Origin of the sequence: Vibrio sp. 10N.222.52.C12, assembly GCF_041474215.1 — a bacterium.
Taxonomy (GTDB): Bacteria; Pseudomonadota; Gammaproteobacteria; order Enterobacterales; family Vibrionaceae; genus Vibrio; species Vibrio crassostreae_C.
In genome coordinates this window covers 1-15267 of sequence record NZ_JBFRTR010000081.1, presented here as the reverse complement: position 1 = coordinate 15267, position 15267 = coordinate 1, and the positions used below count along the sequence as shown (strand labels likewise).

Sequence of the window (15267 nt, the reverse complement as noted above, 5' to 3'; positions counted from 1 at the left end):
ATGTATTTGAAAATAAATAGCCATTTAAGTCGCCGTACCCTTTCCTTTGGCCTTTTGATGGTTTTTTTGATCGTTTCAACAGCCATATCGCTAAGCTACAATCATTCAAATACTGATAAAAAACAGGCACCTAAAATAGCCAAGCCCAAAAGCATTCATATTCCAACCCCAGCTCCGACATCTGAAATGGTTTCAGGGGTTGTGAAATACTCTTTTGTCAGTTCTATACTATCCTCTGGTTTGACGAACAATGAATTAAAATCACTATTGAGTCTATTAGGTGATAATTTTGACATTATTAAATCAGTTAACAACGGTGATAAGTTTTCAATAAAAACCCAACATGATGGTACAAAAACAGAATATGTCAGTGCTTTTTACTATTTAGGTAGTGATATAGAATTTTTTGCTATGAGAGGGGCGGATGATAATATCTATAACGAAAATGGATATAAAATAAACAATGACTATGTATTCCCTCTTGCTAAGCATTATCGAGTGAGTTCATCATTCGATTTAAACAGGAAACACCCTATAACGAATCGAATTGCACCTCATTTTGGAACGGATTACGCGACACCTATTGGCACAGAGATTCATTCGTTGTCCAACGGTGTCGTTTTGAAGTCTCGATATAACCGTTTCGCAGGTAACTACTTAACCATAAAACACACTGATGGAAACTATGCGCGCTACCTTCATCTTTCAGAAAGACATGTCTTAGCTGGGGAATACATCACTAAAGGTCAGATAATCGGTCTTACTGGGAATTCAGGCCGAACAACTGGACCTCACTTGCATTTAGAGCTTTCGGTTGCTGGAGTACCAGTTAACTTCGAACAATATATCAACGCAGACAAAAGCTACAACGACCAATTTATATACATTGCTCAAGCTGAACGTAAGCAGCTAATAAAAAGCCTAGCTCAATCTGTACAATCAAACCAACCTCCAACATAGAGTTCCCCTAGTAATATTCGATTTGCCTTTGAGGCAAACCAAGCAAATACTCGCATTATTTATCTCTGAATAGGAGACTCAGATAACGCGTTGTCTCACTAACTCATTTCAAGTTGTTAGCAGTTGAATCAAAGACTTAGCCGCATAAGTACTGCGTTCTAAATTGTAACTTAATAGTCAATTTCAATTGAACTCCCAAGAATCTTTGCGCAAATGTCTTTTTCTGTAGTTCTTCTAGGCGATATAGCGCTTTACACGCCCTATCGAACCCTTACAATGTGCAGCAAATATATTTATCAAGGTTTATCTCTATGTCTATTCAATGGTTTCCGGGTCACATGCATAAAGCCCGTAAAGAAATCGAAGAAGTTATCCCACAAGTTGATGTGATCATCGAAGTACTGGACGCTCGTATCCCGTTCAGTAGTGAAAACCCAATGATCTCTTCACTGCGCGGCGATAAGCCTTGTGTAAAAGTGCTGAACAAGCGTGACCTTGCAGATCCTGAACTGACTCAACGTTGGATTGAGCACTTCGAGAAGGAGCAAGGCGTTAAAGCGATTGCGATTACGACTAGCGTAAAAGAAGAAGTTAACCACGTTATGGAGCTGGTACGTAAACTGGCACCGCACCGTGAACAGATGGGCAAAAACATTCGTACAATGATCATGGGCATCCCGAACGTGGGTAAATCGACCATCATCAACTGCTTGGCTGGACGTACGATTGCGGTTACTGGTAACCAACCTGCGGTAACTCGTCGCCAACAACGTATCAATCTGCAAAATGGCGTGATCCTTTCAGATACTCCAGGAATCCTTTGGCCTAAAGTAGAAAACCCACACAGTGGCTTCCGCTTGGCTGCAACAGGTGCTGTAAAAGATACAGCAATGGAATACGATGAAGTGGCATTTTACACAGTAGAGTACCTAGCAAAGCAGTACCCTAACCTTTTGCAAGAGCGTTACCAAATTGAAGATCTGCCAGAGTCTGACATCGAATTGATGGAAGCAATTGGTCGTAAGCGTGGTGCACTTCGTGCCGGTGGTCATATCGACATTCACAAATGTTCAGAAATCCTGCTTCACGAATTGCGTAATGGCACTTTAGGTAAGGTAACGCTTGAGTTGCCAGAAATGATCACACAAGAGCTGATCGAAGTTGAAGAAGCGGCTGCGCTGAAAGCGGAACAACAGATTAAGAAAAAAGAAGAGCGTCGTAAGCGTTACCTGAAGAACAAGCGTTAATCGCGATTAGTTTTTATAATCTGCTTTAATTTCTGTTTACCACTCTTACACCAGCCTCTAGATATTCACGCTCTATCGATAATAGAGCGTGAATATTGCCCGCTACCGTTTGTTGATCTAGCTAACATACTGACAAATCTATAGAAATGGTCGTTTACAATCCCAAAGACTGTGACATACTACGCAAATTATTGTGTATCAATCTCGGCTAATTTCTCAATGCGCTCTTATTCTGGGTTCAAGAATCAAAGATTTAAAACCTATTTCGATAATGAAATTTATTTGCCGTACATAAATTTCATCTACATCCCTATCTCAATATTCTGTGCTTTTATCGTCACCGACTACATCCACTTTGGTAGCGAGTGCATTACGCCTATCATTTTCCGAGTCATACTTTTTTTATTGATGATGGCCGCCGCCAGATACTGTATTACAAACAAACCCAACGTTTTGGAACTCGTAGAAAATGCCTTCCTTGTAATTAGCTCACTTTTCTTGGTCTATGTCGGTCGACTAGCCATCGAGCTGAACAACTTCGATTACCAAGGTGGCATCATTTTAGTGATGATCTACATTGGTACGTTTTCAAGATTGTCAGCCAGATACAGTATATCTACGCTGTCGTTTATCTTTTTGGCTTATCTCATCGGCCTTGCGCCACTGCTTTATGAAGCGGAGCCAGAGCATGAAATAGAAACAATTTCCGTTTATATCTCGGCTTACATCCTAATCTCAGCGGCCTGTGTTAGACGTGACCTGGAAGTACACAAACGTTTCGCTCAATCCGAGCAACTCCGCAAACAAGCGATTCAGCTTCGCAAGCAATCTAATATGTTCGAGGCCCTTTCCTATCAAGACGCACTAACGGGCTGCTACAACCGCCTTTATCTTCATCAGGTGATAGAACCGAGCATAGACCGTCAGCGATCCATTACATCGCTCATGATAGATATTGATCATTTCAAATCGATTAACGACACCTACGGCCATCAAATGGGTGACATGGTGATTAAAGAACTGGCCGATGAGATTCAAAAACGACTACCGACTAGCAGTAACTGCTTTCGATACGGCGGTGAAGAGTTTTTGGTGCTGGTCCAAGGAGAAACCGAGGCTTCAATTGAATCGCTGGTTAATGCCCTTTTAGAATCCCCTACTCGCCTTAGATTAGAAGTAACAATTTCAATCGGTGTGAAACATGCCCCTCAAGCCCTTGGTTCTGTCGAGCAGCTTATCGACGACGCTGACCAAGCACTCTACATTTCGAAAAAAGGCGGTAGGAATAAGATCACATGGTGTGATTAATCGCCCAATATTTCACGCATCTTTGCGAATCATTAAAACGACCACTAATTCAATCAAAAAAGCCCCGAGCAACTTAATACTCGGGGCTTTTGTCTTTGTTCTTCTGCTTTAAAATAGCTTCGTTAAGAACCTGCTACTCAGCAAAAAAACAGTATTCAACAAGAATCGACTAAGAATACACAACGCTCGCTGTTTTCTGTTCAAGTTCAACGGGAGAGCTCCAAGAAATCACTTTTTCATTCACTTGGCTGCCACATGGTGCGTTCCAAACTTGCTCTAGTTCTTCTTTGCCACCAATCGCCTGATAAAAAGCAATCGCTTGGTGGTTCTCAGACATCACCTCTAGGTAAAGCCCTGAGTCCGAATAGTATTGCTGCAACCACTTCGACAATTCAGACAACAGACGCTTGCCTACACCTCGTCCACGATAATTATTATCTACATGTAACGCATCGATGAACGTACCACGCTCAAAGTTGTGATTACCGAACGCGCAGACAAAACCAACCAGTAAACCGCCTTCCTCAAGCAATAAAACATGTTGGTTGAAAGGAGGATTAATCAAACGAGTCTGCCAAATAACAGATCTGTCCTCCAAAACATCATGTTCTAGGTAATCATCAGCAAGAATGCCACGGTAATATAGCTTCCAGCTATCCGCGTGTAATTGGGCAATCCGCTCATAATCTTTATATTCAGCTACCTTAATTTCCATTTATTAGCCCTTAGTACTTCCATTTATGACTTGCTACTACATTTCACACTACCTTTATACAATATTTAAGCAAAACATACTAATACACGTTTACACTTTCAATATTGACTTACACGTGTACGCTGATATTCTAGCGCACAGATGTAAGCCCAATGGAAATTTGCTAATGAATAGTGCCGACAAACAATCTACAAAAAAGCCGCCATTAATCTGGCTCAATATTTTTGTGTTCTCTTTTAGTATGCTGCTTGCTGTTGTAGCGGCTCCCGTTTATGGCTACTTTTTTGGCTATGGCATGGAGCACTGGATATGGCTAGCAATCTGCTTTACGTTCTGTAACCTTTCAATCACGACAGGTTATCACCGCTTATGGTCACATAAAGCGTTTGAAGCGCATTCAAGCCTAAGATTCCTGTTTGCATTAGGTGGTGCATTTGCCCTGCAGAACAGCGCGCTACACTGGTCTTCTGATCACCGTGTTCACCACAAGCATGTCGATAACAACGACAAAGACCCATACTCTGCAAAACGTGGATTTTGGTACTCACACATTGGCTGGATGATTCGTAATTACAGCACCTCAATGTACGAAAACTACGAAAACTGCCGTGACCTTAAAAAAGATAAGATTGTTATGTGGCAGCACAAGCACTATGTTCTGTTAGCATTACTAATGAATTTCGGTGTTCCTATCGCTTTAGGCGTGATTTACGGTGACGTGATTGGCATGTTGTTAATCGTAGGTGCAGTTCGTTTGGTACTTAACCACCACACAACATTCTTTATTAACTCTCTTGCTCACATCTGGGGTAGCCAACCTTTTACTGACAAAAACACAGCGCGTGATAACGGTGTGTTAGCAGTACTCACTTTCGGCGAAGGCTACCACAACTTCCACCACATCTTTGAGAACGACTACCGTAACGGCATCTACTGGTGGCAATACGATCCAACAAAATGGTTGATTAAGAGTGCTTCGTTGATGGGACTGGCAAGTAAGCTTAAGAAAACCCCTCAAGCTCGTATTGAGAAAGCTGAAGCGTCAATGTTACTTAAACGCACCCAGCAAAAAATCATGCATCGTGCCGACAAGCAACAAATCGCAGAGAAGCTTCAACAAGAGTTTGATGCTCTAGTATCAAACATGAACGAATATTACGAAGTTAAAAAACAGCTACTTGAAAGCAAGCGCGAAGACGTTGTGAAGAAGTACGAACACTCTGTTCTTAAGGTTCGTTATCAGCAAATCAAAATGAATTTCGAACAACAGAAGAAAAATTGGGCAATGACGGTTGAGCAATACGCTTAAGCTAAAACAGTACGCTTAACACCCCAGTAACAACACAGTTTGATTCTTATTCAAAAGCCCTCATATTGCTATGAGGGCTTTTTTTAATAAGCATAACCTACTCGGCTCTGGCCCTATGCTCTCGAGTTTGAATTGTGGATGGTAAGAACCATAGTTATTGGATTTCAGAACTCTTTCTTCATTCTGAATTTATACTTATATTACTTACCGAGTTTAAAGCGAAGGAATTGAAAATGAGCAAACTGACTATTATTGCAACGATCGTCTCTAAAGAAGACAAAACTGAGCTTGTAAAAGCTGAGATGATTAAATTGATCGATAAAACCCGTGTTGAAGACGGCTGTATTAACTACGATCTGCACCAAGATAACAGTAACCCTGCTCACTTCGTTTTTCATGAGAACTGGGAGTCTGAAGTTCATCTAGAGAAACACTTAGCGAGCCAACACATCGCTGACTACATGGCTGCGACTGAAGGTTGTATTGAAACCTTTGTGCTTAATAAAATGACGCACATTGCCTAACCAGTCACTCAGTACTAATTCAATAAAAAGCCCTGCTCTGATCGCAGGGTTTGTCTTTTCTACAAGCTTATATCTGCTCATTCTAATAATGAAAAAACCCGCCAGAGTAGCGGGTATGGTCAATAATCATGACTGTCAAAGACAGATAGGTAACAACCATCAATCCAATATTGAGTACCACTTTACAGTGGCACTCTGACATTTCTTTTGCTGATCGCTAGCACGGGGGCACTAGTTAAAAGCACGAGCCAAAATGCCATTCCCTTGATATTGGTAAACACTTGAATTACTACTTACAAAGACCGATTCTCCGGGCTTAAGAGAAACTGACCGTCCTTCTGAAGTGACGGTCGCCTCTCCTTCCACACAGAACAAGATCTCCGCGCTACGTAAATACTGTGACTTGCTCTCATCAGTCGCAGATAAGATATCAAAGCCAAAGTCATCCACTGGAATCGGATAGCTCATCTTACCCTCTTTCAATACAGGCTTAAGGCGAATATCTTCTGGCTTAATCGGCTCAAAGATCGTGTTGTCGATAAGCTCCCGAACGTCTATGTATTTGGGTGTGAGACCGGCACGCAGCACATTGTCTGAGTTTGCCATGATCTCCAAGCCTGTGCCTTGAACATAAGCGTGAGGTGTTTCTGCGAACAGGAACATCGCTTCACCGGGCGCCAGTTCAACCGTGTTGAGCATCAATGGGGCAAACAAACCAATATCACCCGGATAGTGCTGTTTGAATTCAATGCTGTATTGCAGAGCTTCACGCCCCATGGCCGTTTTGGCTGGTCGCGCATGCGCGGCATAAAGCTCATTAAGCGCAGAGGCTTTACGGTCACCTTTAAGAGACATAATTGCGCTAAAGAAAGACTTCAAAGAATCACTGTCGGCATTGGCTTTTAGTACATTACGCTCAATCGCTAACGAAGGAATATCTGCTTCTTCGAACAAGGCAATAATATCGTCGATTGGACGAAAGCCATTCATCGCTTTGTAGAAGGTCAACGCATAAACCAACTCAGGCTTGTGGTTTGGATCTTTGTAGTTTCGATTGGACGCATTCAAAGGGATGCCAAGTGCATTCTCTCGCTCAAAACCTAATTCTGATTTGCGCTTGTTGGGATGAACCTGAATCGATAACGGTGTTTCAGCTGCTAAGACCTTAAATAAGAAAGGTAGTTCACCGAAACGTGCCGCCGTGTATCCGCCTAAAACATCGATTCTGTTTTCATCAATCATGTGAGAAAGCGGCTCACCTGTATCACCTACTTTTGAGCAACCATTAGGGTGAGCACCCATCCAAATTTCTGCCTGAGGTTCTTGGTTTGGGTTCACAATACCAAAAAGTTGGTTAATGGAGTCTTTGCTTCCCCATGCGTAGTTTTGAATAACGTTATCGAGTTTAAATAGAGACATAATTACTTCTCATTAAAAATCTGGCTGCCAAGCTTGAGCGTGGCGGCGATATTACGGGCAGTGCGAGTCAGGTTTTGATTCGCTTCTGATAAAACTTGGTCTAAAGACTGAGGTGAACGTACGGTTCCAAATAGGCTAGACATTGAATCGTAAAGCTTTTCAACGTCTTGCCCCAAAGAGCCCGCAATTCCGATGGTTGGAATATTCAGCTGTTGAGCTCGCTGAGCGATACCGAAAGGTGTTTTACCTTGCAGGGTTTGGTTGTCCATCTGCCCCTCTCCAGTCACGACCAGTGAAGCACCTTCAAGAACCTTATCTGCACCTAAGGCATCTAATACCATCTCAATACCCGCTTTAATTTGGATATTGAATGCAAGACTTAACCCCAGTGGTGTACCACCAGCCGCACCAAAACCAGCAGTGTCTCGATGATTAATACCCGTGCGCGCTTGAGCGATATCGGCAAAATGTTCGATCGCAGTATCAAGTTGTTCAACTTGAGCTTTTGATGCTCCCTTCTGTGGACCAAACACAGTACTGGCTCCGCTTTCGCCACATAATGGATTATTCACATCACACGCGACCACGAACGTCACTTCTTTGCATCTAGGGTGCAGTCCTTCAAGATCTATGCTTGCTAACCGGCTTAATTCGGCGCCGCCACCAGATAGCTCGCTGCCTTGCTTGTCTAATAACTTGCCTCCCAACGCTTGTAAGATGCCAGCACCTGCATCATTGGTTGCGCTGCCGCCCAAACCAATAATGATTTGTTCAACACCTTGATCTAGTGCATCTTTGATCAATAGCCCAGTACCAAACGAAGATGCGGTTAACGGTGCTCTTTCTTCTACGGTTAATAGGTCTAAACCCGATGCTTGAGCAAATTCCACCAAGGCAGTTTTTACGTTGGCGCCATCAACAGTCTGTTCCAACGAAGCCCAATAAGCCGTACATTCACGCCCGATTGGATCCGTCGTGTGCAGCCGTTGCTTCTTACCATTGAGCGCCTCTAGCAACACGTCTACCGTGCCTTCTCCGCCATCGGCGAGTGGCATTTTCACAAACTCTGCGTAAGGGAAAACATCGGCAAATCCACGCTCAATGCAAGACGCAACTTGATGAGCGTCGAGTGATTCTTTAAATGAATCAGGGGCAATTACAATTTTCATTGTCGTTCACCATTCCCGCCCACCAAGGTGAGCGGGTTATCGAAATTAGAATTTGATTTGGAATGTTTTTGCTTGGCAAGGTGCTATCTGGCCGAACTCTTCAGATGCTACATCACCTTCGCGTACGCGCTCGTCCATGCTTGTCTCTTTCCAGCTTGAAACCGCTTGAGTAAAAGAGATTGAATCCGATACTGAACCCGATTCTGCCGGGTTGTAGACACGCATGATCAGTGCATCTTCGTCTTCCGCTTTCTTCAGCACACTCAACACCGCGCCTGATTGTTGCTTAGACAGAAGGCTAAAACTCATAGGTAGGTTCTGCTCACCCACGTTGAGCTTCATCGCGTTGTAAGGGATCTTGTTGTAGCATTCGATTTGAGTGACATTGTCACGTGCTTGCGCCATGATGTTCGCGTCAATATGGTTACCAGAGAAACCGCACAACGTGAATTCACACACTAACTTACCGCGCACTTGCGAATCTGGTGTCGGAATCTTGATGCCTGATGGACGGCCTGGGCGAAGCAATAGCTCTTCTTTACCCAACACGCCGATACCACGGAACAGTGTCAGTGCGAAGGTATCTCGGTTTTCGTCACCTTGAGATGCAATCACCTCAAATTCACGTAGACCATTCGACATAATCGCCATGCCCGCTTTGCCGTTTTCTAATGCAGCGAAGTTCATCAGTTGGTAAACCGGAACCGGTGCTTCTTTCCACTTCTCTTCTTCCCAAACCGCCATAGCAGGGTCATTGGTTGGTCGAGTAATACAACCGAACTGGTTGTCTGCAACCACAGTTTCAGAAACGAATGGCGTTGGTACTAAGACACGTACACGGTGGTCGTCGGCTTGGTTGTCTAGTTCCATACGTACTTCAATGCGGCGAGAACCTTGCTTCAATACCACTTGGCATTGCGCTTCAACGAATCCGTTTTGACCCGTGCGTTCTTCACGCTCTGCAAGGTTTGCAGGTACGTTCATTCGGAAAGCGATGTTCGCTACCGATTGGAAGCCTTGGTGGTCAATCGATGTTTCGACTGGGAACTCGTCTGAATACAGTAACCATTCTTGACGAGATGGAGAGTAATCGTACTCATCACCGTCATCAGAACCGTCTTCCAAACGAAGTACTTGGTCGAATACTTGCTCTGTCTCTTTATCGAAAATAGTCAGAGTACCGTTGTCGTTTACATTGATTCGGTAGTACTCGTTCTCTAGTAAGTAGTCTTTTTGTTCTGCAACTTTTACTGCACCCTTCTCGTTACCTTGGATGTGTAACGTGGTGAAGCCCATCGCTGGCACAATGCGTTTGATTTGAATATCAAACTCCATGAACGGGTCGTAGTTACCGTAGTGAACGATTTGACGGTCTACTTTACCCGGGTCAATTTGGCGCTTGTCTTGGATGAAGTACTCAACTGGGTTTTCGTTTTCATCAAAGATAGAGAACTCTTGAGCACGGATAGTGATAGTGGTGTTAACCACTTCTTCACGCTCGTATGGAGAAAGGTTGAACATCGCCAGTTTGTCGCAACCTTCGCGATCTGGCATATGGTCAACAATCTTACGCTTGTAGAAGTGAATCAGGTTGGTCGCCATGTCGTCAGCAAGGATGTAACGGTTTAAGATTTCAGCGTGTACCTTGTCTGAACAACAGCAACCAATAGAGTCATGAGCGTGGTTCTTCATGCTCTCTTTCCACATTTTCTCAATCAAACCGTGGTGGTATTCAAAACCTAATGTCCAAGCGATAGACGCTTGCGGTTCTAAGATGTTTACAATCTTGTTTTCGATTTCTGCGTGGATCAGTTTGATGTCCATACGCGTAGAAGAGATCGTACGGTGAACACGCATGTATTTACCGTCGTTGAACTCGCCTTTGATTGTGTCGAGTTGGTCGCGCGCCGCTTCTACTTTCTCGAACACTTCTTCGTAACGGCTCATTGAGAATTCACGATCTGGGTAGATTTCGCGAAGCTTGTCCATTACTTCAAAGATGTCTTTTTGAATCGGCATTTGGTCGTGGCCGTTCGGTAGCAAGATATCTTTAGTCACCGATGGCTTTTCTAGCACTGGGAAGTACTTATCTAAACGAGCACGCAAGCCTTCTTCGTCTTGTGGAAGGTATTTACCAATCGCGTAACCCAGCGGAAGCACTTGTGCCGTTACTTCACTGCCGTCATTAGACTGCCATAAGAATTCTGTTTTGTTGGTGCCATGACGCTCTGAACAACCACGCCAGAACATTGCACGCGTGATGTCGAAGCCGTTGTAGATCATTGGCAGCTGTGAGCTCATGCTGAATGAATCTGGTAGGTAACCAATCTTCATTGCATCGCCAAACTTCATACAGTCACGAATACCATACATCATGTTGCGTACAATTGACTCACCAGAAACTTGCATTGTGTCGGTTTGAGAATACCAAGGGCCAATAATTAACTTGCCCGCTTCAACCAATGCTTTTACGCGCTCTGTGTTTTCTGGTTTGATTGCGAAGTAGTCTTCTAAAACGGCGGTTTGACCATCTAGAACGTAGTATTTGTATTCTGGATCGCTCTCCAGACGGTTCATGATTTCTTCCATGTTGTTCACAAGAAGAATACGAGACTCTTCTGTTGTGAAATACCATTCACGATCCCAGTGCATGTGAGGAGTAATATGTACGCGTGATGTAGTCATAATCATTTACCTAAATGTGTCGCTTCGAGTAAAACTAAAGTTCGAACCCAAATACGACTAAATTAAATTTTTTCAAGGGGTTAAAATTGGCTGCCACTAAATTTAGGGTGCAGAAAACCACGCCCAGAATCTGTGTGAATAAAACCGTTAGGAGCACAGGTATTTAGGGCAGCCAGTTGTTTGTTATTTTTTATATATTGATTTCGCAGTGAGTTAGGAGCTAACTCAAAATTCAGTTAGTTCTGTGTTGCAGTACTTGCTTCAAATTTACCCTTTTTTACCGCGTGACCACGCCACATCAGAAGAGTAATGGTTGAAATCACTGTGCCGACAATCGCAGCACCGAACCAGATTGCAGCAGCAGAGAATGCGCCTAAACCAGAATCGTGTAACAAGAAAATAGAGAAGATACCTGCGCCCGGAGTGGATAGACCAATACCTGCCGCACCCACCATTGCACCTGTTACTACAGAGCCTAGTAAGAATGAGCCGATTACACGGATTGGATCTTCAATCGCCATTGGGATTGCACCTTCAGTAATACCCGCAAGACCAAGTAGCCATGTCGATTTACCGGTTTCAATCTCAAAGTCTTTGAATAGGCGTGGAGCAATCATGGTTGAAGCCGTTACAGTGAACGCCGATACCATTTTTACTGAACCAAAGATTGCGTAAGGGCCATAAACACCGTTCGCCATCGCACCTAAACAGAATGCGTAAGCGGCTTTGTTTACCGGACCACCTAAATCGAATGACACAAACAGACCAAGAATCGCACCCAATAACAGCGCATTGGTGCCTGACATACCGTTCAACCAATCCGTTAGACCTTGGTTTAAGAACGCAACAGGTTTACCGATAACAAACAGCATCAAGCTACCCGCTACCAAAGTACCAATCACCGGGTAAAGGTAGAAAGTAAGGAAGCCGTTAAATGCAGGGCCTAAGCGAACATGCTCTTTCACCCAGCGCATCACGTAACCCGCAATCAAACCACCAACAACACCGCCTAGGAAACCTGAACCAATGATGTTTGCAGCAATACCCGCAGCAAAACCAGGACCAAGTGCCGGTTTGTCGGCTAATGAGTAAGCAGTGTAAGCCGCCAGTACTGGCACCATCAATGTACCCAGTAGGCCGCCACCTAGTTTGCGATACATCCATAGCCAAGAATCTTTTGTTGCGTAAAGATCTTGCAGGTCAAAAATTTGTGCGATAAGAACAGCAACCGCAAGAACAGTACCACCAGCAACGATCAGAGGAACTGCGTAAGAAATACCAGAAAGCAGCGCTTGTTTAAGCTCAGTTTTCAGTGGCAGTTTTTTCGGTTTGTCATCAGTAGCCACTGTACGCTCTGCACCGTTACCTTTTTTCGACTCTTCAATCGCTTCATTTAGAATGCGTTCACCGTGTTTAATCGGTTCTGCAACTGGCGTTTCAACACGAGGGATTCCGTTAAAACGATCCACTTCTTTAATCGCGACTTCAGCAGCAAAAACACACGCCACAGCATTGTTTAATTGCTCAGCCGTCAAACGATCTTCAATGCCATTTGCGCCCTGCTTTTCAACATGAACCTTGTAGCCAAGCTTTTTGCCCGCTTTTTCAAGGTATTCTGCAGCCATATAGGTGTGAGCAATGCCTGCAGGGCAAGCAGTAACACATACAATTGTCGGCGCATTTGTATCTAAGTTGTCTTGTTTTTCTTCTTGCTGATTATCGCCATCAAGAAGCGCGAAGATTTCATCAGCGGTTGTTGCTTTTAATACTGCTTCACGAACATCGTCATCAACCAATGTGGTTGTCAGTTCGGTCAGCAGGTGCATGTGGGTAGAACCCGCTTCTGCATTGGGAATGGCAATTAGGAAGATAAGATTCACATCTTCGTCTTCATCTAGGCCTTTCCATTTCATGTCTTCTTTCAATGTTGCAACAGCGAAACCAGCTTCTTTAACCGCGTCAGTCTTGCCGTGCGGTACTGCTAGGCCTTCGCCAAGCGCTGTCGGGCCTTGCTCTTCACGAGCAAATACTGCATCAAGATACTCTTGTTTGTTGTGCAGTTTGCCTTGCTGATTCAGTTGGTCAGCAAGTGCGTAAATCGCTTCTTCTCGACTGCTAAACGTAGTTTGCAGATTTACGAGCGACTTATTCGTTAGAGTAGTAAGTTTCATAACCTTTGTCCCATAGTCACGGATTAGTACGACAGTCGTCCCTGTCGACGAGATGAATAATACAACTTCAAGACATTTAATCCGTGATCACGATCTCATCAATACATATTTGTATTTAATTTGTATTTAAATCGTATTGGTAAATCCTTTAAGAAAGCTTGTTATGTATCGTTTAATTTGTATTATATGTACTACAAAACGCCGATACGACGCTCACACTAACCTTTAAAGCAAGGCTTATATAGAGCAAATTTACGTATTTAAGGTACAGGTTGTTAATCAAAGTCTAGTTGTCCTAGCGCACAAATGAGGCAAAAATGGCAAGACTCCCTATGTATCGCCAAATCGCCGATGCAATAAGAGAAAAGATCAGTTCTGGTGAATATAAAGTTGGAGAAGCACTCCCAACGGAAGCGCAATTGCGTGAAGTATTCTCGGTAAGTCGTGTAACGGTTAGACAGGCGCTGAAACTACTGATCGAAAACGATGAGCTGGAAAGCGTTCAAGGTAGTGGTACTTACGTCAAAGAGAACAAGATCAATTACGACATCTACAAACAGTCGAGCTTTCAAGAAAAGTGGGCGCATTTGGATGTGGTTACACACAGTGAAGTTCTGGCCTTCGAAATGAAGCCGTGTTCTTTGGCGATGTCTGAACATTTAGATATCAAAGAAGGCGAATTGGTTTTCTACGTAAAACGTGTTCGTTTCATAGACAACAATCCAATCACGGTTGAAGAAACTTGGTTACCTGTTGCCCTATTCCCAGATCTCACCTATCAAGTGATGCAGACATCAAAATACGACTTTATTGAGAACACCAAAGGCATGGTGATTGATAGAAGTGAGCAAGAACTGGTGCCGATTCTTCCGCCTGAAGACGTTGCTAAACAGTTAGGGATTGACCCAACTCAGCCTATCATTGAAAAACGTACTCGAGGTTACCTCGCCAATAACACAGTGTTCGAGTACAGCCGTAACTACTTCACATCTAACGATTACAGATTTACTTTGGTCGCAAGACGCCAGAGATAATGCTCATCAGCAAGTTTCGATAGTAGCAAAATGACCAACACAGAGAGCGCCTTGCTCTCTGTGTTTCTGAGCTGTTATTTCAATCATAAACTCAACTTTCCTCCCCAAATATTCCTAAACCAATATCAAGTAACCTCACGAAAGATCATTCACATTCATTTAAATACTGTTCGCGCGCTTTGACCATAAAATGAACGCCAAATAACAAGAGCAACCGTCGACAGGAATGTAGATGAATACCAAACAACTTGAGGACGCGGTCAATGAAGTGACCTTGTTCAATCAACACCTGCACTTAATCCAATCCGTCCACACAATTCCTACACCAAAAGTGAATTGGGAGTCGATGGCTATGGAGCCTGCGCCGACAATGCCAACGGTTCGATTCGATAATAAAGTCAAAGCCATGGAAGCTCTCGATGAGTACAAACCTAACTGGTTAGATATGCTGCTAGGCAACAAGTCGAAGTTGTACACCCTCACCAATAATATCGAGCGTGCCGCCGAACAAGACATCGAGCAATACAAGACAGAGTTTGTACATTGGGTTCAAAGCTACAGTTACTGGGCCAAGGGCAACCAATTATCGAAAGGTATATTAAACAACGATAGTGAAGCAAAACTATCAGCCCTTTCCGAAGCTCAACAAAACCCGATTAACGCTGCGGTAGTCGACACTAAGCTGATTAACCATAACTTTAATACCTATCATAGACAGGATCTTAA

At 43.6% G+C, this 15267-nt stretch carries 11 protein-coding genes and 1 pseudogene; 7 read left to right on the top strand and 5 right to left on the bottom strand.

Going from position 1 to position 15267, the window contains the following annotated elements:
* The 3 genes from AB4623_RS15550 to AB4623_RS15540 all read left to right on the top strand — a co-directional run bounded on the left by AB4623_RS15550 (position 1) and on the right by AB4623_RS15540 (position 3515).
* Positions 1-960, top strand: a complete 960-nt coding sequence (locus tag AB4623_RS15550) for a peptidoglycan DD-metalloendopeptidase family protein (RefSeq protein WP_229647822.1) — start codon at positions 1-3, stop codon at positions 958-960.
* Between the two features lie 311 nt (positions 961-1271).
* Positions 1272-2207 (top strand): ribosome biogenesis GTPase YlqF, encoded by a 936-nt coding sequence (gene ylqF / locus AB4623_RS15545; RefSeq protein WP_372146819.1) that lies wholly within the window; start codon positions 1272-1274, stop codon positions 2205-2207.
* A gap of 282 nt (positions 2208-2489) precedes the next feature.
* Positions 2490-3515, top strand: coding sequence for a GGDEF domain-containing protein (locus AB4623_RS15540; RefSeq protein WP_372146817.1), 1026 nt, complete (start codon positions 2490-2492; stop codon positions 3513-3515).
* A gap of 169 nt (positions 3516-3684) precedes the next feature.
* On the opposite strand, the gene AB4623_RS15535 is transcribed toward AB4623_RS15540, so the two are convergent.
* On the bottom strand, positions 3685-4230 hold the full coding sequence (locus AB4623_RS15535) for an N-acetyltransferase (RefSeq protein WP_017062600.1): 546 nt from the start codon (positions 4228-4230) through the stop codon (positions 3685-3687).
* 166 nt (positions 4231-4396) lie between these two features.
* On the opposite strand from AB4623_RS15535, the gene AB4623_RS15530 reads away from it, so the two are divergent.
* Entirely contained in the window at positions 4397-5539 is a 1143-nt protein-coding gene (locus tag AB4623_RS15530; protein WP_017062601.1) for a fatty acid desaturase, read from the top strand.
* A 233-nt stretch (positions 5540-5772) separates the two neighbouring features.
* The gene (locus AB4623_RS15525) at positions 5773-6063 is read left to right on the top strand and encodes a putative quinol monooxygenase (protein WP_017062602.1); all 291 of its coding nucleotides are present in this window, start codon (positions 5773-5775) and stop codon (positions 6061-6063) included.
* A gap of 231 nt (positions 6064-6294) precedes the next feature.
* Here the strand turns inward: AB4623_RS15525 and manA are convergent, their stop codons facing one another.
* From manA to mngA, 4 genes are all read right to left on the bottom strand, one after another.
* The gene (gene manA / locus AB4623_RS15520) at positions 6295-7482 is read right to left on the bottom strand and encodes a mannose-6-phosphate isomerase, class I (protein WP_017093749.1); all 1188 of its coding nucleotides are present in this window, start codon (positions 7480-7482) and stop codon (positions 6295-6297) included.
* Between the two features lie 2 nt (positions 7483-7484).
* Complete coding sequence (locus AB4623_RS15515; RefSeq protein WP_372146815.1) at positions 7485-8651, bottom strand: glycerate kinase; 1167 nt, start codon at positions 8649-8651, stop codon at positions 7485-7487.
* Positions 8652-8696: 45 nt separating this feature from the next.
* Positions 8697-11336 (bottom strand): mannosylglycerate hydrolase, encoded by a 2640-nt coding sequence (gene mngB, locus AB4623_RS15510; protein ID WP_372146813.1) that lies wholly within the window; start codon positions 11334-11336, stop codon positions 8697-8699.
* A 236-nt stretch (positions 11337-11572) separates the two neighbouring features.
* Positions 11573-13507, bottom strand: coding sequence for a PTS 2-O-a-mannosyl-D-glycerate transporter subunit IIABC (gene mngA / locus AB4623_RS15505; protein WP_372146811.1), 1935 nt, complete (start codon positions 13505-13507; stop codon positions 11573-11575).
* A gap of 317 nt (positions 13508-13824) precedes the next feature.
* Between mngA and AB4623_RS15500 the strand changes: the two genes are divergently transcribed.
* Together AB4623_RS15500 and AB4623_RS15495 are read left to right on the top strand one after the other, a co-directional pair.
* Positions 13825-14541, top strand: coding sequence for a GntR family transcriptional regulator (locus tag AB4623_RS15500; RefSeq protein ID WP_048613511.1), 717 nt, complete (start codon positions 13825-13827; stop codon positions 14539-14541).
* A 232-nt stretch (positions 14542-14773) separates the two neighbouring features.
* Positions 14774-15267: pseudogene (locus tag AB4623_RS15495) on the top strand (hypothetical protein); the annotation flags it as partial.

Coding starts and splice junctions, on each gene's coding strand:
- ylqF (WP_372146819.1), top strand. CDS start 1,272: ATGTCTATTCAATGGTTTCCGGGTCACATGCATAAAGCCCGTAAAGAA.
- AB4623_RS15530 (WP_017062601.1), top strand. CDS start 4,397: ATGAATAGTGCCGACAAACAATCTACAAAAAAGCCGCCATTAATCTGG.
- AB4623_RS15550 (WP_229647822.1), top strand. CDS start 1: ATGTATTTGAAAATAAATAGCCATTTAAGTCGCCGTACCCTTTCCTTT.
- manA (WP_017093749.1), bottom strand. CDS start 7,482: ATGTCTCTATTTAAACTCGATAACGTTATTCAAAACTACGCATGGGGA.
- AB4623_RS15525 (WP_017062602.1), top strand. CDS start 5,773: ATGAGCAAACTGACTATTATTGCAACGATCGTCTCTAAAGAAGACAAA.
- AB4623_RS15500 (WP_048613511.1), top strand. CDS start 13,825: ATGGCAAGACTCCCTATGTATCGCCAAATCGCCGATGCAATAAGAGAA.
- mngA (WP_372146811.1), bottom strand. CDS start 13,507: ATGAAACTTACTACTCTAACGAATAAGTCGCTCGTAAATCTGCAAACT.
- AB4623_RS15515 (WP_372146815.1), bottom strand. CDS start 8,651: ATGAAAATTGTAATTGCCCCTGATTCATTTAAAGAATCACTCGACGCT.
- mngB (WP_372146813.1), bottom strand. CDS start 11,336: ATGACTACATCACGCGTACATATTACTCCTCACATGCACTGGGATCGT.
- AB4623_RS15535 (WP_017062600.1), bottom strand. CDS start 4,230: ATGGAAATTAAGGTAGCTGAATATAAAGATTATGAGCGGATTGCCCAA.